General features: G+C 45.8%; 17 protein-coding genes. 11 read left to right on the top strand and 6 right to left on the bottom strand.

Translation table 11 applies throughout. The features are described from left to right. The first annotated feature begins 5 nt into the window (after positions 1-5). Genes rffA through NDK19_RS01165 form a run of 3 tightly spaced genes read left to right on the top strand, consistent with a single transcriptional unit; the run spans position 6 to position 3,633 of the window. Positions 6-1,139: a dTDP-4-amino-4,6-dideoxygalactose transaminase gene (gene rffA, locus NDK19_RS01175; RefSeq protein WP_317207142.1), complete on the top strand. Its 1,134-nt coding sequence runs from the start codon at positions 6-8 to the stop codon at positions 1,137-1,139. Positions 1,140-1,147: 8 nt separating this feature from the next. Continuing rightward, entirely contained in the window at positions 1,148-2,815 is a 1,668-nt protein-coding gene (locus NDK19_RS01170) for a hypothetical protein (RefSeq protein ID WP_250629993.1), read from the top strand. After that, on the top strand, positions 2,815-3,633 hold the full coding sequence (locus NDK19_RS01165) for a class I SAM-dependent methyltransferase (protein WP_250629992.1): 819 nt from the start codon (positions 2,815-2,817) through the stop codon (positions 3,631-3,633). Before NDK19_RS01170 ends, NDK19_RS01165 begins: the two co-directional genes overlap by 1 nt. A 6-nt stretch (positions 3,634-3,639) precedes the next feature. Here NDK19_RS01165 and NDK19_RS01160 read toward each other — a convergent pair whose 3' ends face one another. Beyond that, positions 3,640-4,404: a sensor histidine kinase gene (locus tag NDK19_RS01160; RefSeq protein ID WP_250629991.1), complete on the bottom strand. Its 765-nt coding sequence runs from the start codon at positions 4,402-4,404 to the stop codon at positions 3,640-3,642. Positions 4,405-4,637: 233 nt separating this feature from the next. Between NDK19_RS01160 and NDK19_RS01155 the strand changes: the two genes are divergently transcribed. The 4 genes from NDK19_RS01155 to NDK19_RS01140 all read left to right on the top strand — a co-directional run bounded on the left by NDK19_RS01155 (position 4,638) and on the right by NDK19_RS01140 (position 8,093). Further along, positions 4,638-5,132: a GNAT family N-acetyltransferase gene (locus NDK19_RS01155; RefSeq protein WP_250629990.1), complete on the top strand. Its 495-nt coding sequence runs from the start codon at positions 4,638-4,640 to the stop codon at positions 5,130-5,132. Positions 5,133-5,241: 109 nt separating this feature from the next. Continuing rightward, entirely contained in the window at positions 5,242-5,550 is a 309-nt protein-coding gene (locus NDK19_RS01150) for an HU family DNA-binding protein (protein WP_250629989.1), read from the top strand. Positions 5,551-5,562: 12 nt separating this feature from the next. Beyond that, positions 5,563-6,393 carry a tetratricopeptide repeat protein gene (locus NDK19_RS01145; protein WP_250629988.1) on the top strand — a complete coding sequence of 277 codons (831 nt, stop codon included), beginning with the start codon at positions 5,563-5,565 and terminating at the stop codon, positions 6,391-6,393. A 149-nt stretch (positions 6,394-6,542) separates the two neighbouring features. Further along, a complete protein-coding gene (locus NDK19_RS01140) occupies positions 6,543-8,093 on the top strand; it encodes an Rne/Rng family ribonuclease (RefSeq protein WP_250629987.1) in 1,551 nt (516 codons plus the stop codon). Between the two features lie 51 nt (positions 8,094-8,144). Here NDK19_RS01140 and holA read toward each other — a convergent pair whose 3' ends face one another. Continuing rightward, complete coding sequence (gene holA / locus NDK19_RS01135; RefSeq protein ID WP_250629986.1) at positions 8,145-9,170, bottom strand: DNA polymerase III subunit delta; 1,026 nt, start codon at positions 9,168-9,170, stop codon at positions 8,145-8,147. A 3-nt stretch (positions 9,171-9,173) separates the two neighbouring features. Then, complete coding sequence (locus NDK19_RS01130) at positions 9,174-9,839, bottom strand: hypothetical protein (RefSeq protein WP_250629985.1); 666 nt, start codon at positions 9,837-9,839, stop codon at positions 9,174-9,176. 101 nt (positions 9,840-9,940) lie between these two features. On the opposite strand from NDK19_RS01130, the gene bshC reads away from it, so the two are divergent. Then, positions 9,941-11,512, top strand: a complete 1,572-nt coding sequence (gene bshC / locus NDK19_RS01125) for a bacillithiol biosynthesis cysteine-adding enzyme BshC (RefSeq protein WP_250629984.1) — start codon at positions 9,941-9,943, stop codon at positions 11,510-11,512. A gap of 68 nt (positions 11,513-11,580) precedes the next feature. Here the strand turns inward: bshC and NDK19_RS01120 are convergent, their stop codons facing one another. From NDK19_RS01120 to NDK19_RS01110, 3 genes are all read right to left on the bottom strand, one after another. Beyond that, positions 11,581-12,864, bottom strand: coding sequence for a M43 family zinc metalloprotease (locus tag NDK19_RS01120; protein WP_250629983.1), 1,284 nt, complete (start codon positions 12,862-12,864; stop codon positions 11,581-11,583). Between the two features lie 69 nt (positions 12,865-12,933). Beyond that, positions 12,934-13,635, bottom strand: coding sequence for a DsbA family oxidoreductase (locus NDK19_RS01115; RefSeq protein ID WP_250629982.1), 702 nt, complete (start codon positions 13,633-13,635; stop codon positions 12,934-12,936). Between the two features lie 150 nt (positions 13,636-13,785). After that, positions 13,786-14,748, bottom strand: a complete 963-nt coding sequence (locus tag NDK19_RS01110; RefSeq protein WP_250629981.1) for a VOC family protein — start codon at positions 14,746-14,748, stop codon at positions 13,786-13,788. 203 nt (positions 14,749-14,951) lie between these two features. On the opposite strand from NDK19_RS01110, the gene NDK19_RS01105 reads away from it, so the two are divergent. From NDK19_RS01105 to NDK19_RS01095, 3 genes are read left to right on the top strand one after another with little or no spacing between them, the layout of a single operon-like run. Further along, positions 14,952-15,371 (top strand): GNAT family N-acetyltransferase, encoded by a 420-nt coding sequence (locus NDK19_RS01105; protein WP_250629980.1) that lies wholly within the window; start codon positions 14,952-14,954, stop codon positions 15,369-15,371. Positions 15,372-15,374: 3 nt separating this feature from the next. Then, positions 15,375-16,511, top strand: coding sequence for a DNA polymerase III subunit (locus tag NDK19_RS01100; protein WP_250629979.1), 1,137 nt, complete (start codon positions 15,375-15,377; stop codon positions 16,509-16,511). Positions 16,512-16,514: 3 nt separating this feature from the next. After that, positions 16,515-17,522, top strand: coding sequence for a hypothetical protein (locus NDK19_RS01095; RefSeq protein WP_250629978.1), 1,008 nt, complete (start codon positions 16,515-16,517; stop codon positions 17,520-17,522). Positions 17,523-17,526: the final 4 nt, after the last annotated feature.

Raw genomic sequence — 17,526 nt, 5'->3', positions numbered from 1 at the left:
GTAAAGTGTTGTTCTTAACCCCTTTCAACCGCCCTCACCTCACCGGCAAAGAAGCCCACTACATGTACGATGCCGTATATGAGGGTAAACTGTCGGGCAATGGCAAATACACCAAACTCTGCCAGCAATTTTTTGAAAACCGCTACGGTTTCGGTAAGTGCTTGCTGACCACTTCCTGTACCGATGCGCTGGAAATGGCAGCCCTGCTGACCAATATCCAGCCCGGGGATGAGGTGATTATGCCCTCTTATACCTTTGTTTCTACTGCCAATGCCTTCGTACTACGCGGGGCAAACATCCGCTTTTGCGACAGCCGCAGCGAAGAGCCAAACATAGATACCGAACTGATAGATTCGCTCATTACGCCGCGTACCAAGGCAATCGTCCCCGTGCACTATGCGGGTGTAGCCTGCGATATGGAGCGCATCATGGCACTGGCTGCCAAATACAACCTGTGGGTCGTTGAAGATGCCGCACAGGCAATTGACAGTTACTATACCTTTTCCGACGGTACGAAAAAAGCCTTGGGCAGCATCGGGCACTTGGCGGCGTTTTCTTTCCACGAAACCAAAAATATTATTTCTGGCGAGGGGGGCATGCTTGCCATCAACGACGAGCGTTTCAAAGCCCGAGCCGAAATCATCTGGGAAAAAGGCACGAACCGTTCTTCATTCTTCCGCGGCGAGGTGGATAAATACGGCTGGGTTGACGTAGGTTCCTCTTTTCTGCCTTCGGAAATTGTCGCTGCTTTTTTGTGGGCGCAGTTAGAGCATCTGGAGCAGATCCAGCAGCGCCGCAAAGCCATATGGCAAACCTACTACGAGGGCTTACAGGAATGGGCAACCCGACACGGCATCGGTCTGCCGGTTACTCCGCCCTATGCAAGCAACAATGCGCATATGTTCTACTTGGTCTGCCAAAACTTGGAACAGCGCACCGCGTTGATTGAACATTTGAAGAAAAATCAGATTTTGGCAGTATTTCACTATTTGAGTTTGCACAAATCTCCCTTCTACGCTCCCCGCCACGACGGGCGCGAACTGCCCCACAGCGACCGTTTTTCGGATTGCTTGGTCAGGCTGCCAATGTTTTATGATTTGGATGTTGAGCGGGTGGTGGATGAATTGATAAAGTTTTAAGAGAAACCATGCAGGAAAAAATTATTGCTATACTTAATCAAAGACCTTTTCAGGCATCTTTGGTACTTCATTTGATTTTATTTGGGTTGGTATATTCCATATTTACCCCATTTTATCAGACCAATGACGATGTATTAATGATGCTCATTGTGCGTGGAATCAGCGTAGTAACAGAGCCGTCCGAGTATGTACTTTTTATGAATGTACTGCTTGGTAGATTCCTCAAAAATTTGTTTTTACTGTATCCCGATTTTGATTGGTACAGTTTTTTTATGGTAAGTTGCTTGTTTGTAAGTTTTACTGTTTTGGGATACTTGTTTTTTAAATATTTAAAAAATACATATATCTTACTTTATTTTTTAATCTTTGTATTTTGTATTGAAATATATATTTTGCTTAATCTGCAATTTACTATAGTTGCTTCTATTACTGCGCTTGCAGGCATGTTAACTTTATGTCAAACTAATATTATTCCCCCAAGAGATATTGTTATATCTACATTATGTATATTGATATCTACCATGATTCGTTATCAATCAACTTTACTGATATTTATCCTATTGTTGCCTTTTATTATTATAAGTTTTTACCATGAAAAACTTGAATCAATCTCAAGATATTTTAAAATAATTGTTTCAAATATAATTATTGCATTTGTGTTTTTTATTTATAGTGATGCTGACTATAAAAATTATTCTAATGATTATATATACTTTAAAAGCTATATAGTCAAAATCACAGATCAGAATTTAGAGACTTTCTATAATGAAAAAGAATTTATGGATATACTGAATAGTGCTAGGTGGTCTAAAAACGATTTTGAAATGATTAAAAACTGGTTTTTTATGGATAAAAATTTATATAATATTAAATCTTTTAAAAAAATTACCAATAAAAAGCATTTATTTTCTGTAAATTTTAATTTACTATCTGTAAAATCCTATTTCTTCTTATACGAAATATTCTCAAGTAAAATATCTTTTTTTATGATTAGTGTTGCATTAGGATTGTTTTTTATTTTCCCTAATAAAAAAGATGGGTATATAACTTCATGCTTAACTATAGTTGTCTTAGTAATCTTAGTGGTATTTATTCGTTATACAATGAAATGGCCACCTGAGAGAGTGCTCATCCCGATGTTTATTACCGCTATTTCTGTTATTTTATTTAGTTATAGGAAATTAAATATACAGAATATATGTAGATGGAAATTACATGTATATTTATTGACAGCATTAATAGCTTTATATAGCGGAGCTTCTTTGATACAAGACCAATATAATAATTCTATTTACATATCTTCTTATAATGATTCTCTTAAAAAGTTTTGTAATCGTATTCCCAATGGTAGTTTAGTTGTAGGTTGGGGGGTAGGATTCCCTTATGAAAATATTTTGCCATTTGAAAGTATTTCTTATCTAAAACATTTCTATACTTATCCATTAGGCGCTTTTCAAAGAGCGGATGACCAAATGAAGATACTATATCAATATCATATTGGCAATATATACTATGACATAGGAAATAATGATAAAATATTTTTAATGGTATATTCCGATAAAGAGAAACACCTTCTAAAGACGTATGTAAAAGAACATTATAACTTTAATACAGAGTTCTTAGTCGTTGATCGCATAGGTCCGCGACAGCTACTTAAAATAATATACAAGCAGTAATGTATGAGCAAATAAATAACATCAAGTGCTACGCCCCCGAATTGGCTCATGCCAATGAAGACTTTCCGGCAGAGGGCTTTGAGATTCTTTACCGGGTAGAAGAGGGACACTTTTGGTTCACTTCGCGCAACCGTGTGATACAGTATCTCTTTTCCCGCTTTATTGGCAAAAATTGTTCAGCAAATGTGTTAGAAATTGGTTGCGGAACAGGGTTCGTACTGAAAGGCTTATCGGAGGTTTTTCCCCAATATCGTCTTCAAGGCTCAGAAATTCATTTGGCAGGCATTGCTTTTGCACAAAAGCGACTTCCACAGATAGAGTTTATCCAGTTGGACGCAACCCGTATGCCATTCCGAGCAGCCTTTGATGCAATTGGTGCATTTGACGTGCTTGAACACATAGAGCAGGATGAAACAGTTATGCAGCAGGTAGGATTAGCACTCAAAAAAGATGGCTATTTTTTCATCAGCGTGCCCCAGTATCAATGGATGTGGAGCATTACCGATGATATAGCATACCATAAACGGCGCTATCATCGGGCGGACTTGCAACAAAAGCTGGAAAAAGCAGGGTTTGAGGTACTATATATGACTTCTTTTGTTTTTGCGCTTTTCCCTTTTATGGCACTGTCACGCCTCCTCAATAAAAAGCAGCAATCGCAAGAGGTGCATTTGCAAGCCAATAATGAAATAGCAATCCACCCGTTGCTGAACGGCATTTTTAAGATTGTCATGAAAATAGACGAATGGCTTATTAGAAGCGATATATCGTTGCCTTTTGGTGGCTCATTGATAGTAGTAGCAAAGAAAAAGGGATAGTCTCCCTCACCCCCACAACCCCATTGGCACGCGAAGTTCAAAAGCCGTAAACTGTGGGCGGCTTTCTACCAGACGAACTGAGCCGCCGAGGCGTTTCATGCACAGCCATGTGAGGTACAAACCCAGCCCCGGCCCTTTGGAGAGTTCCGAGCCGCGGAAGAACATTTCAAACAAACGTGGTTGGTGTTCAGGTAGAATGCCTGTTCCGTTATCTGTGACGGTCAGAAAGAGCCAGCCGGTTTCCTCCCGACTGCTGACTGTAATCAGCGGCTCTACCCTTGGTGAGGTAATACGATACTGCACGGCATTTCGCAACAGATTTTCTATGGCCAGTTCCAATAAAAAAGCATCTGTATAAATCAGAGCGGGGGGGATATCTATCACGTGTGCAATCGGGGGGTGGCCTTCTTCTTTAAAAACGGTTTCTATGGTTGCCACTACTATTTCCGGCAGGCTGACAGGAGCTCTATTGAGTTCTTTTTGCTTTACTAACTCAATTTTAAGCACTTTGTGCAACATTTCATCCATTTCATTGGCCGCATAGGCAATGCGGTAGAGATAGTTCAGTGCCTGTACATCGCTGACTTCTAATGCGGCCACATTGCATAAGCCGATTAAACGGGAGAGAGGCCCGCGCAGGTCGTGCGAGGCGCGATAAATGAAGCGTTCTAACTCATCCGCTTCGCCGTGGCGTTCTTCGGGCAATGAAGTATCAGTGGGTGTGTGAACTGGTTTTTGTACGGCAGGTACACGCATTTTTGAGTTTTTCATGTAATTTTTTAAGCAAAAATGAATAATAAAAAACCACTCACTTGCTTTAAATAGTTGTAAAAGTAGTTGCCGTGCGCTTAAAACCTATTGGGTATGCTATTAGCTGTTGATAAGCAAAAGTAATATATTGCATAAAAACAAACAAATATCAAACCAAAACTTCTTCCTGTCAAAACGGTTCCTGCAAATTCAGAAGTCTTTCATAGCTTTGTGTCTTACTAATCGCACGAGTCATGTCAGTTATCATTCGCAAGGGCACCCCTGCCGACCTGCCTGCTGCCCATCGGTTAATAGTAGAGTTAGCTATTTATGAAAAAGCTGAAAATGAGGTGATTACAACACCTGAGCAAATGTTGCAGGACGGTTTTGGCGATACGCCCGTATTTGGTTTTTATGTGGCAGAACGGGCAGATAGCGGCGCTATTGTGGGCATGGCACTTTACTACACGCGCTATTCTACATGGAAAGGCCGTTGCCTGTATCTGGAAGACCTGATTGTTACACAAAGCGAACGCGGCAAAGGTATTGGCAAGTTGCTGTTCGATGCAATGGTACGGGAATGCCTGAACCAAAACATGGCCTTAATGACTTGGCAGGTGCTGGACTGGAATACGCCCGCCATAGAGTTCTACAAGCGATTGGGGGCGCATTTGGACGGCGAATGGATGAACGGCAAATTGTTTCGTTCGCAAATGGAACAATGGACATTTGGCACTGTGGCAAGCTAAATTTTTGCGCAGTATTGCAAATACAAAAAGGCAACTCTAAATTTGCAGCCCTAAATCGCTTGATTTATAGGATTTTATACATTTTCAGGAACAGAAAATCTTTTTACCGGTGACAAAAGCAGACGTAATCGCAGAAGTTGCGGAAAAGACAGGGATAGATAGAGGCGACGTAACCGCCACAGTTGAAGCCTTCCTTAACGTAATTCGCCAGAGCATGGCCGAAGGGCACAACATCTACATCAGAGGTTTTGGCTCTTTCATCAATAAGAAGCGAGCCAAGAAAATTGGTCGCAATATCTCTAAAAACACTCCTATTGAAATCGGTGAGCACTATATTCCGAGCTTCAAGCCGGCCAAAACCTTTGTAGATAAAATTAAAAACAGCGAAAAGGTGCGTTTGGCACACAATGCTCAATAAGTAACTAAGGTTATGCATAAGCATCAGTTAATTGTCGCAGGTGTAGCCTTGGCAGCCGTTGTCGGTTTATCGGTTCTTCCTAAATCTATCGTGGAAACCGATATCAAAGACATGAAAACCGCTCCCGCAGCCGACCGGCAGGCAGCACCCGACTCAAACGTGGTGCGTATGCATAATCTGCCGTTAAGCGATGTTCAGCAGCAGCAGCTCAGAGCTTTGCAGGCCGAATTTCGCAGCGGAACCGATAAAAATCGCCTGACGGTGGTGCTGGACTCAATGGCGGCACTCTACCGAGGCGTTAATCAGTTGGATAGCATTGCCTATTACAGCGGCATCCTTGCCGACCGCTATCCATCAGTTAGTTTGCAAATGCGCGCTGCCGATGCTTACTACGAAGCCTTCGGATTTGCCATTAGTCCCGAAAAAGGGAAACAGTTGGGCGAAAAGGCACGCAGCTACTACAAACAAGTGTTGGCAGCCGACCCTTCGCGGTTAGATGCCAAAACAAAAATGGGTATGACCTACATCGTCTCCGATGCGCCTATGCAGGGGATAGCCCTGATTAGAGAAGTATTGGAAGAAGACCCCCAAAATCAATTTGCATTGTTTAATTTAGGGGTACTTTCCATGCAATCGGGGCAATACGACAAGGCCATTGCCCGATTTGAACAGTTACTGGGGCTCAACCCTCAGGACACCAAAGCGCAGTTTTATCTGGCAATGTCGCTGGCAGAAGCCGGAAGAAAGCAGGAGGCCATTAAATGGTTCGATGCAGTAAAAAAAGCTGACCAAGACCCTGCCATTCAGGCCGCTGTCGATGACTACTTGCAGAAATTAAAATAAATGATTGTTTCACCTTTAACCGTGTAAGACTATGCCTTGCGGAAAAAAAAGAAAAAGACACAAAATCGCTACGCACAAACGCAAAAAGCGCCTCAGAAAAAACAGACATAAGAAGAAGTAACAGCCTGTAACTCTATTCCGCGCCACTCATGAGTAACGAATTAGTTATCAACTCAACTCAAAATGGCGGCCGGATAGCGCTTCTACGAGATAAAAGTTTGGTAGAGTTTCATTACGAAGACAGTAGTGAAAATTTTGTTGTAGGCGATATTTTTTTAGGAATCGTTCGGCGCATCGTACCCGGGCTGAACGCAGCGTTCATTGACATAGGATACGAAAAAGATGCATTTCTGCACTATTTAGACTTAGGGCCGAACTTCCGCTCTATGCAGAAGTTCACCAAAATGGTGCAAAACAGCAAGTACGATAATGCCCTGCTCTCAGGGTTCAAAATGGAGCCGCCATTAGATAAACTGGGTAAAATCAGCGATGTGCTGAAAGTAAACCAGCAAATTCTGGTACAGGTGGTTAAAGAACCCATCTCGACCAAAGGGCCACGCCTTTCCTGCGAGCTTTCGCTGGCGGGCAGGCATATTGTACTTGTGCCATTTTCCAATACGGTCAATGTTTCTAAAAAAGTAACAGACAATACAGAAAGAAAGCGGCTGATTAAGCTGCTTTCTTCTATTAAGCCGGAAAATTTCGGAATCATCATCCGAACGGTCGCCGAAGGCAAAGACATTACCGAACTGGATAAAGACCTTAATGAACTGCTGAGCAACTGGCAAAAAGGCATGGAAAAATTGCAGACCGCCAAACCGCGTGAAAAAATTATTGGCGAAGTAGGGCGTGCTAACTCTATGCTGCGCGACATGCTCAACGAAACTTTCGACAGCATCACGGTTGATGACCGCGAAATGTTTGAAGACATTAAAGGTTTCATTCGGAATATTGCTCCGGAAAAAGAAAAAATCGTAAAGCTATATACCGGCAAAGCCAAAATTTTTGAGGCCTTCGGAATCGAAAAACAAGTCAAGTTACTTTTCGGTCCGACTGTAAGCCTTCCCAGCGGCGGATACATCGTAATTGAGCACACAGAAGCACTTCACGTAATAGACGTAAACAGCGGCAATAAATCTAATTCGGAAAGTACGCAGGAAAACACGGCCTTTGCCGTAAACATGGAAGCTGCTACCGAAATAGCCCGCCAACTCAGGCTCCGCGATATGGGCGGCATCATTGTCATCGATTTTATTGACATGAAATCTGCCGAACATAAGCGAATGCTCTATGAGCACATTAAAGCCGAAATGAAGTCTGACCGTGCGAAATTTACCGTGTTACCGCTTACCAAATTTGGTCTGATGCAAATTACCAGACAGCGTGTACGGCCTGAACTCAATATTTCTACCGTAGAAAAATGCCCGACTTGCAACGGAACAGGCAAAATCAACGCTTCTATATCGGTTGCCGACCAAATTGAAAGCAAACTCGACTATATCCTGACCCGACAAAATGAAAGTAAAATCGCTCTGATTGTCCATCCTTATCTGTACGCCTATTTTACGGCGGGGTGGCCTTCCATTCGGTTGAACTGGTTTTTTAAATACAGAAGATGGGTAAGGATTGAAAAAGATTCTTCCTTGGGGGTTACTGAATTTCATTTCAAGAACCAGCAAGACCAATTCATTGAATTGTAAATATTGCCGCAATGAAGGCTGTCCGTTTCGGGCAGCCTTTTTTTTATGTCCTCACAGGTGAAGCAAGCTATAAACAAGTTCACGCAAAATGTCCCCGTCTTCCATGGTGCTGTCAATGCCTTTGGCGCGGCAGTCTGCCTGATAGAGCAGGTGAATAGCCTGTATCGCCTTTTCGCGGGTGTAGATGCGGGCGGCAGCTATGTACTCTTCGGCAAAGTAGGGATTGATGCCCAAAAGTGAAGCAACGGCCTGCTTACTCTTGTCGGAACTTTCGTGTATCTGTAAAATTTTGGTAAAGTAGCCAAACAACAACGCAATAACGGGAATGGCCGGATTGTTTTTCGGATTGGCGGCAAAATGATTAACTATTTTGTTGGCTTTCAGAATGTTGCGCTGGGCAATGGCACTTTGCAACTCAAAAGAGTTGTATTCTTTGCTGATTCCGACATAGCGTGCGATTTCTTCATCGGTGATGGTAACGTTTTTGTCGGAAAAGTTAATCAGTAGTTTGTCTATTTCGTTGGCCATGCGCGAGAGGTCATTGCCGATAAATTCGGCCAGCATGGCATTGGCTTTATCGGACGACTGGAAGCCCTTACCCGCAAAGTACTGTTTTGCCCAGCCTGCAAGCTGATTGTCGTAAAGTTTTTTGGTTTCTACTACAACCGCATTTTTGGCAAGCGCCTTGGCAAGTTGCGTGCGCGCATCCAGCTTTTTGTATTTGTAACAAAACATGAGCAGGGTAGAAGGTACAGGCTTTTCTGTATAACGAAGCAGCATTTCTTTGGCTTTGTCGCTGTTCCAATCGCTCATATCCTGCGCCTCTTTTACCAGCACAACCTGTCGTTGCGCCATTACGGGGAAACGCCTTGCCGCATTGATAATCCCCTGCATGTTCGTATCTCTGCCATAAACAACGGTCATGTTAAAACCGCGCTCTTCGGGGCGAAGCAGCTCATTTTCAACATAATCACTAAGCAAGTCAATGTAGTAGGGCTCATCGCCCTGCAAAAAATACAGGGGGGCGGTTTTTCCTGCTTTGAGGTCTTTTAGTATGCTTTCAGCGTTTGCCGACATGATTTAGTTTTTGGATGCTTCGGACAAATTTACGTTGTATCCGAAACTTGCAATAGGGTTGGTCTTGCCGGTCAAATCGCAGGCGGCATAATTGATGGATATAGGCCCTGTGCCGTAGCGATACAGATTCAGGGTGCGCCATTCGCCCGATGTGGTTTCTATGAGCAACTTGACATCTACACGGCCTCCCGCGGGGGAATAAACAATCCCTGTTTCAATGCGATAAGAATGCGGGCACTTGGGGTTGGCTCTAACGGTAGTAACCAAACACTCCGGCTTGCTGGTTGTAAGCACTTCTTTGTGCCGTTTATATACTTCATCAACAGTGGGGAAGTTGAAATCCGTATCATCGGCGTATTTGATGTAGGCGTAGTGATTGCCGGTGTAGTCGCAGTCAAATATGTTGAGCTTAACATTAATTGTACCCGCAGGGTAAGTTTTGCGTATGGCTACAAAAGCTCCGTTATTTTTTTCAAAGTAAATAGTTACAATTGTCGGCTTTGTCATGTCTTCGGCAGAAATGTGTCCCTGCTCAAAAACGACGCCCTGATTTTTCGTACATCCGCTGACTTCTCTGAAATGCGTGATGCGAAATCTAAGTGAGTTAGTTTGTGCGTAGGTGCCGCTTATACAGCCTAAGAACAAGAAAATTGCGGCAAGTAATTTCATTCCGATACTTATAGGTTTAACTTTACACGAGCAAAGCCTTCAAATTTATTCCATTTGCTACAAATGATGCAAATATTACATCAATTTTATCGTCTTGTTGTATGAAAAGCACTACCTACTTTGCCCCTGAAGAAACCCGACAATTTTCCAAATTATTTTTACAATATGTTCGTCAGGATGATTCGTTGAAATCTTTTATCAGGGAATGGCCTGTGGAAACTGCTTTTGGCGATATAATTGATGTAAAACAGTCGGTATTTCATGCAGAAAACAGAGTAATATTACATCAGGCAATTACGAGGCAATATGAGCAGGGAAAATGTGCATTACCTGAAACCGTAGCATTGCTTACCAAGCCGACCACTTTTACGGTTACTACCGGCCACCAGCTCAACATTTTTACCGGGCCGTTGTATTTTCATTATAAAATCATTACGGTTATCAATGCGGCCAAACGCCTCAAAGCCTTGTATCCGGCCTATGATTTTGTGCCCGTCTATTGGATGGCAAGCGAAGACCACGATGCCGACGAAATCAGCCATTTCAGGCTGTTTGGTAAAAAATATGCTTGGCACACCACCGAAAAAGGTGCAGTAGGCCGATTTAACCCGCAAAGCCTTGTGCAGGTGGCACGACTTGCCCCCGAAATGCACCACATATTTACAGAGGCCTACGGCAACAGTCCGACACTGGCAGATGCAACCCGCAAAATTGTACATTATTTCTACGGAAAGGACGGGCTGATGGTGATAGACGGCGATGATGCGGCACTGAAACGCTTGTTTCTGCCTGCCTTGCGCCGCGAAATAGGCGAGCAAGCCTCATTTTATGCGGTGAAGCATACAACCGAAAAACTGACAGGTTTAGGGTATAAAGCACAGGTTACACCGCGCGAAATCAATCTTTTTTATTTAGACAATCACCTGCGGGAGCGCATTACGGTAGAGCACGAGGGGCAAGAACACATTTTCAGGGTGCTCAATACCCACCTTACCTTCACAGAACAGGAACTGCTCCGGCTTGCGGAAACCCACCCTGAAAAGTTTAGCCCTAATGTTATTTTGCGCCCGCTGTATCAGGAAATGATTCTGCCCAACCTGAGCTACACGGGAGGCCCCGGCGAGTTGGCTTACTGGCTGCAACTGAAAGAGATGTTTGAAGCATTTGATGTACCGATGCCGCTGTTGTTGCCTCGTAATTTTGCCTTGCTGCTGAACGAAGCTCATCAAAACAGGTTGGAAAAAATCGGGTTTACCGTAACGGATATTTTTGCCCCCGAAGCCGATAACAAGCAAAAGATCATTCTGCGCGAACAAAATCATTATACGCACATACGGCAGGAAATGGAGGCAATTGCGCAACAATTTGACCTGATTATAGCCAAAGCCATGCAGGCAGACGCTACCTTACTGAAAACTGCACAGGCGCAAAAAGTATTGACCCAAAAAAAGTTGCTCCACATAGCGGGTAAAATACGCAAAGCACAGGAACGCAAACACGAAGCCGCCATTCGCCAATGGATATGGCTGCGCGAGGAACTGTTTCCCTCGGGTGGATTACAGGAGCGTTCGGAGAACTTTCTAACGTTCTTGCTCAATAATCTGGGGTTGATAGATGAACTCAAAGCAACTTTTAATCCTTTTGACAGCCGCTTTGTGGTGGTGGAATTGTGAGGAAGTAAGCAAATGATACCGACATGCGTTTATGCAAAAAGCGCAAGTATTTTGCTCATTTGCCTGATTTACTCTACCATCAACCGCTTTAATACTGTGCCTTTGGAAGTATTCATTTGTAACAAATACAGTCCTTTGGGTTTGCCTTCCAGCGAAAAATCAACCTCATTATCAGTGAGGCTGCCTGTGGCTATTTGTCTTCCCATGGTGTCGTATAGCTGATAGTCAACTGCTTGTGCGCCTGTTATTGCTACCTTAAAGTTGCCCTGCGTAGGATTGGGGTACAGCCGCACTTCGGGGCGTATCTCTTCCGATTCCAGACCTACCGTAGAAGTCAGCAGTTCGCGGCGGCGCGGACTGACCTCCATTACGCGCCTCATGCGCTGTGCCTGACACTGCGTAAAAATATTCATGCAGAAGTCATCGGTAAAGTCCATGTAGTTCTGAATCATGGTAGGGGTAGGGGCGTTGGGGCAATAGCGCGTGCTTAGGTTACAACGGAAATTTTCCGCGTTGGTCAGTGGTGTATCGGGGCAAAAGTCGCCGTCTGTTGTGCAGGAGTATTGGTCAAACGGGTGCAGCAGGCCAAAAAAATGTCCCATTTCATGGGTTAGTGTACGGCCTAAGTTATAGGGGCCGCGTTCCAACTGGCTAACACGTACCTTGTTGTAAGAGCCGATGCGGTTATAGCGAATAACCAGCCCGTCGGTAAGTGCCAGCCCGCCTTGTTGCGGAAGCCCTTGCAAGCCGCTCAGGTCGGGAAATTGTGCATAGGCCAGCCCTACGCGGTTGTTGAGGCGCAAACTGTCTATTACCCACACGTTCAGGTAACGAGTGGGGTCCCAGATGGTTTGCGGTTTCAGGTCGCGGTCTAAGGTCTCATTTGTCCAGAAAAAGCCCGGAATGCGCTGAATGCGATATCTGCGGATGCCTCTTTCGGGCAATAACCGACCCGCGGAGTCATAAGCCGCCGGGTAAAACTCAATGCCCACATCTGCCGCTACCGACTGAAAATCCGGCAGTGTTTCGGTTCGGTCGGGGTTCAGGCGGCGAAAATCTTCATTCAAAACTTCTATCTGCGAATAAATCTGTGCTGCACTGATGTTAGTACCCGTGCCGACAGGTTCGCCATAATGGAACACGTGGAAAATTAGCGGAATGCGATAGACCACATTTTCCGTGCGGGCATTGGCAGGCGCTTGCCCCAGTTTATCGGCATTTTCAAAAAAGTAAGCCATTTTTTCCCGCGATTCGGGGCTGAGATAAAAACTGCAACGGGTTTCTTCTTCCTGTTGAGCAGCCACCGAAAAAGCTACCATAGAGAACCAAACTAATGCAATCCACTTTTTCATAGTCCCAAACTTACTTTTTTTAGCTTGCTTTTCCATCTGGTAGATGGGTGCAAACCCTATGAAGGGATTTTAGCAAATTCCGTCTGTTGAGCAACTTGCGCCCTCTGCCAATGTTTCAATGGCGGGATTGGTTTGCTGCCACTCTCTGAACGATTGTTGCAGGGCAGAAAGAAATACGCGGCTTTCCTGTGCGCCCGATATGGCATATTTGTCATTAAAAACAAAAAACGGCACGCCGCGCACTCCTATCTGATAGGCTTCGTATTGGTCGCGCTGCACGTCGGATATGTAGGCTTCCGATGCCAACATTTCGCGCACGGCAGTTGCGCCAATACCGATTTCTTCGCCTAATTGTGCCAGCACCTCTGCATCATCTATATTTTTACCGTCCGTAAAGTGAGCTTTAAAGAGTAATTCCTCGGCTTCATTTTGTTTGCCGCGTGCTTTGGCAAGGTGCGTAAATCGGTGTGCCTGCAACGAATTGGCTACTACAGCCTTGTCAAAATTGAGCTGTAAACCTTCGTTGCGTCCCATTTCTGCCACGTTGGCAAACATCTCGCGCACCTGTGGCAAGGGCATATTTTTCTTTTCTGCCAAAACCTGTGCATAGTTTTTGGAAGTATCGGTAGTGCTTTCGGGGTCTAACTGAAAGCTTTTCCATTCAATTTGCACCTTTTCAGCCTGAGGGAACTGTGCTAAGGCGCGCTCAAAACGGTGCTTCCCGATATAACAAAACGGACACATGACGTCCGACCAGATTTCTACTTTCATAAAATTGCTAAATACAAGGGACAGGGTTATTTTTCTTCGCTTTCTGTCGGCAGTCGTAAACCTGTGATGACAGCAAGCAAATATACAAACAACACAAACAGGCGAATAATTGTTCGGGAATGTGCAATTAAGCACCCAATCGGGCAACTGCTACGGCAGTACTTCATAAAATTCCAGCCAGCAACCATCGGGAGAACGCACGGCAAATGCCTCTACGTCGCCATACGGGGCTATGTGCGTGCGCGTAACGGGAATTTGCAGTTCTGCGCCATTGTGCTGTACAAAGTCTGCATAGGCGCGCAGCCCCTGCACCGGAAAGCGAAACATCAGCACGCCGCGATTAGGCGGCACGCCTCTGTCGGAAAAATCTTCTCCTGTTACGTTATCAATTTTGATGATATCCAGCATATGGTCGCGCGAGCCGTCGGGCGAAACAATGGCCAGATGTGCAGGTGCATGAGGTGCCATATTATGCGGAAAACCAAAAATGGTAGGGCCGGGCGTATCGCGGCGAATAGTCATTTGATTGAGCAGTTGAAAACCTAACTGATTGACAAAGAAGTACTTGGCTTGCTCCAAGTCTTTAACAATCATTGCCGACAGGTAAACGTTGCTGACGATGTGGCGGCCGCCTTCCATTGTCGGTTGCGGCGGGTCTATGCGGTGCACAAAGGCAATCATAATTTCGTCGTGGCCTTTCATCAAAAGTTCTTGCAATAGAAAAGGCCCCATCTGCATCTCCACAGGATTGCTGATACCGTGCCATCCCATTTCGCGCAGGTCATTTTGGACTTGTTGCATGTCATCTACGCGCAGGTCAATGTCTAAATAGCCGCCCGTATCCCAACTCTGCCCCCCGGGTCGGATGTATTCTTGCGCTACACCGTTGAATTTTAACAGGCGGATTTGCCCTTTGTCGGTGCCGGGTAGCCTGAGCAGCATTTCATCTGCCGTACAATGTTCGGGCAACTGCCAAAATGCGGGCTGTTGGCGGTCGCCTTGGGCTGTATGCACAACCTGCCAGCCCATGTAGTCGCGGTAAATGGCGGCGGCTTTTTCAATATCACCTACGCTGAAGACTACTTCGGTGTAAGGAAACAGTCGGAATGACATATCAATCAGGTTAAGCAGTAATTAAGAAGCAGTTAATTTACACAATCTGTCGGAAGAAAAATTTTCGGTAGCGGGAATTTTGGGTAAAAGCCTGATAGCGGCCGCAGTGAATGTATTTTGCACCGATGGGCAGCAATGCTATTGTTTTCTCAAACAATTCTGGACAAACTGCTAACTTTGGCGCTACGCATTATGCTTTTTTTATGTTTGAAGTCCGACTCATTCCCACCGAAGAAATACATTCCATCTTGCCGTTGGTCAAAATGACCAACCCCGATTTGCCCGAAGAAGTGCTGCGCGAACGGCTGGAACAGATGCTGCCGCTGGGCTACCGGTGCGTCGGCGTGTACGACGGCGACCGCCTGATTGGCATTTCCGGCATCTGGATTTTGGTCAAATTTTACGTCGGCAAACACATTGAGCCCGATAATGTCATCATCCATCCCGACTATCGCAGCCGCGGCGTGGGCGAACTGATGATGAATTGGATTTTTGACTACGCCCGCTCTATCGGCTGTGTGGCATCGGAACTGAACGCCTACGTAACCAACGACCGCGGGCATAAATTCTGGTTCAATCAGGGCTACAAAATACTTGGGTTTCACTTTCAGAAGAAGTTGTAAGCCATGCGTTTCAGCGACATCACGGGTTTTGACGAGCTCAAACAAGCGCTCACGGCAGCCGTTCGGGCAGGGCAGATTCCGCACGCGCAACTCTGGTTGGGGCGCGAGGGCAGCCCAAACCTCACGCTGGCACTGGCTTATGCTACGTTTCTGAATTGCGAAAACCGCGACGAAAACAGCACCGATTCCTGCGGAACTTGCGCTTCGTGCTACAAATACGACCGCTACATCCACCCCGATTTACATTTTGTTTTCCCCACGGCAACCACCAAGCAAATCACCAAACGCGAGGAAGCGGTCAGCAGCGCCTTTCTGAAAGAGTGGCGCGAATTTCTGAAAAACAAGCCCTACGGCAATTTGGCAGATTGGGCGGGCGAATTGGGCGCGGAAAATAAGCAGTGCATCATCCCCGTGCAGGAAGGGCGCAACATCATCAAAAATCTGTCACTCAAATCTTTTGAAGCGACCTACAAAGTGATGCTCATTTGGCTGCCCGAGCTGATGAACGTCAGTGCTGCCAACGCTATTTTGAAAATTTTGGAAGAGCCGCCCGAAAAAACGGTTTTTCTGTTGGTAGCTCAGCAAATCGAGCAGGTACTGCCGACTATTCTTTCGCGAACGCAGTTGGTCAGCGTGCGCCCCTACACCGATGCCGAACTTGTAGCGGTACTGGAACGACAGTACGGAATACCGACGGAAAAAGCCCGTCAAACGGCACTTTTAGCAAACGGCAACCTCAATCAGGCATTGCGCATGGCAGAAGCTGCCGACCAAACGGGTCAAAATGCCTTCCGCGATTGGATGCGTCTCTGTTTCAAGCCCGACGTGGCAGCGCTCATCAAAGAAGCCGACCGATTCGCGGGATTAGACAAAGAGGCACAAAAAGGCATCTTGCAATACGGACTCACCATCCTGCGCGAGTCGCTCGCTTTTCAACACTTGGGCGAGGCAGGTACGCGGCTCACAGCCGATGCGCTGGACTTTGTCCGCAACTTTTCAAAAGTCATCAACGAAAGAAACCTCGCGCTTTTGAGCGATGTTTTCAATCGGACGTATTACGAAATTGAGCGCAATGCCAACCCGCGGATGGCGTTTTTGAGTCTTTCGTTCCGAATCGGCAACCTGTTGAAATTGAGATAGCCCATGCAAATAGCCAATCCGATATACGACGTGGTATTCAAGTACCTGATGGAAGACAACAAGGTCGCGCGGATTTTCCTGTCGGCACTGTTGGGCAAGGAAATCGTTGAGTTGCAGTTTCAGCCGCAGGAATTAAGCACCGACTTTGGTCAGGAAGAGCAGTCTTCGCGCATCGAGTTTACTACGGGTTTGACGTTCTACCGCTTGGACTTTGCCGCGCGGATTCGCACCGAAACGGGCGAAGAGCAACAAATCATCATCGAGTTGCAAAAAGCCAAGCTGACCAACGACATGATTCGTTTTCGGTCGTATTTGGGCAAGCAATACATGAACGCGGATTTGTTCCGCTGGATAGTCAGCCGTCAGGGTCGGCGCTACAAGGCGGGGATTCCCATATACGCGATTTTCATTTTGGGCGAGAGTTTGCAGGAATACGCCGAGGTTCCTGTGGTGAAGCTGGAAACCGCCGTTCGGGACTATCACACGGGTGAGTTGTTGGGTTCCAAAGGCGATTTTGTGCCGTCGCTGTTCCACGAGGGTTTGATAATCAACGTGCCTGCGTTGAGTCATCGTCGTCGGAACGAGTTGGAAACGCTGTTGAGCATCTTTGACCAAGAGCAGATAGACGAGAGTCATCATGTCATGACTGTTCGGGAAGAGGATTTTCCCGAGCGGTATCGTCCAGTGATACGTCGTTTGCAGGCGGCTGTACAGAGCAAAGAGATGCGCAACAAGATGCAGATAGAGGACGACTTTTTGCGTGAGTTGAACGACTACGAGTTTCGGATAGAAACGGCAGAAAAACGAGCCGAAGAGGAAAGGCGACTCAGGCAAGCCGCCGAGCAAAAAGCCGAGCAAGAGCGCAAGGAAAAAGAAGCTGCCGAGCAAAAGGCATTACAGTTGCAAGCCGTGTTGGTCAGGTTGCTGCACGGTCAGGGACAGGACTTGGCGGAAATCAGCCGTCAGACGGGCTTGTCGGTTGCTGAGATAGAACGGATTTTAGCCGAATGAAAAG

Origin of the sequence: Rhodoflexus caldus (assembly GCF_021206925.1) — a bacterium.
Taxonomy (GTDB): domain Bacteria; phylum Bacteroidota; class Bacteroidia; order Cytophagales; family Thermoflexibacteraceae; genus Rhodoflexus; species Rhodoflexus caldus.
Note: the sequence above shows the minus strand (reverse complement) of the source record. Positions and strands in the feature narration are given on the sequence as shown.

What these genes read in the sequence shown, in the direction of transcription:
- NDK19_RS01170 (WP_250629993.1), top strand. Translation starts at nt 1,148, where the DNA reads ATGCAGGAAAAAATTATTGCTATACTTAATCAAAGACCTTTTCAGGCA.
- NDK19_RS01165 (WP_250629992.1), top strand. Translation starts at nt 2,815, where the DNA reads ATGTATGAGCAAATAAATAACATCAAGTGCTACGCCCCCGAATTGGCT.
- NDK19_RS01160 (WP_250629991.1), bottom strand. Translation starts at nt 4,404, where the DNA reads ATGAAAAACTCAAAAATGCGTGTACCTGCCGTACAAAAACCAGTTCAC.
- NDK19_RS01155 (WP_250629990.1), top strand. Translation starts at nt 4,638, where the DNA reads ATGTCAGTTATCATTCGCAAGGGCACCCCTGCCGACCTGCCTGCTGCC.
- NDK19_RS01145 (WP_250629988.1), top strand. Translation starts at nt 5,563, where the DNA reads ATGCATAAGCATCAGTTAATTGTCGCAGGTGTAGCCTTGGCAGCCGTT.
- NDK19_RS01140 (WP_250629987.1), top strand. Translation starts at nt 6,543, where the DNA reads ATGAGTAACGAATTAGTTATCAACTCAACTCAAAATGGCGGCCGGATA.
- holA (WP_250629986.1), bottom strand. Translation starts at nt 9,170, where the DNA reads ATGTCGGCAAACGCTGAAAGCATACTAAAAGACCTCAAAGCAGGAAAA.
- NDK19_RS01130 (WP_250629985.1), bottom strand. Translation starts at nt 9,839, where the DNA reads ATGAAATTACTTGCCGCAATTTTCTTGTTCTTAGGCTGTATAAGCGGC.
- bshC (WP_250629984.1), top strand. Translation starts at nt 9,941, where the DNA reads ATGAAAAGCACTACCTACTTTGCCCCTGAAGAAACCCGACAATTTTCC.
- NDK19_RS01120 (WP_250629983.1), bottom strand. Translation starts at nt 12,864, where the DNA reads ATGAAAAAGTGGATTGCATTAGTTTGGTTCTCTATGGTAGCTTTTTCG.
- NDK19_RS01115 (WP_250629982.1), bottom strand. Translation starts at nt 13,635, where the DNA reads ATGAAAGTAGAAATCTGGTCGGACGTCATGTGTCCGTTTTGTTATATC.
- NDK19_RS01110 (WP_250629981.1), bottom strand. Translation starts at nt 14,748, where the DNA reads ATGTCATTCCGACTGTTTCCTTACACCGAAGTAGTCTTCAGCGTAGGT.
- NDK19_RS01105 (WP_250629980.1), top strand. Translation starts at nt 14,952, where the DNA reads ATGTTTGAAGTCCGACTCATTCCCACCGAAGAAATACATTCCATCTTG.
- NDK19_RS01100 (WP_250629979.1), top strand. Translation starts at nt 15,375, where the DNA reads ATGCGTTTCAGCGACATCACGGGTTTTGACGAGCTCAAACAAGCGCTC.
- NDK19_RS01095 (WP_250629978.1), top strand. Translation starts at nt 16,515, where the DNA reads ATGCAAATAGCCAATCCGATATACGACGTGGTATTCAAGTACCTGATG.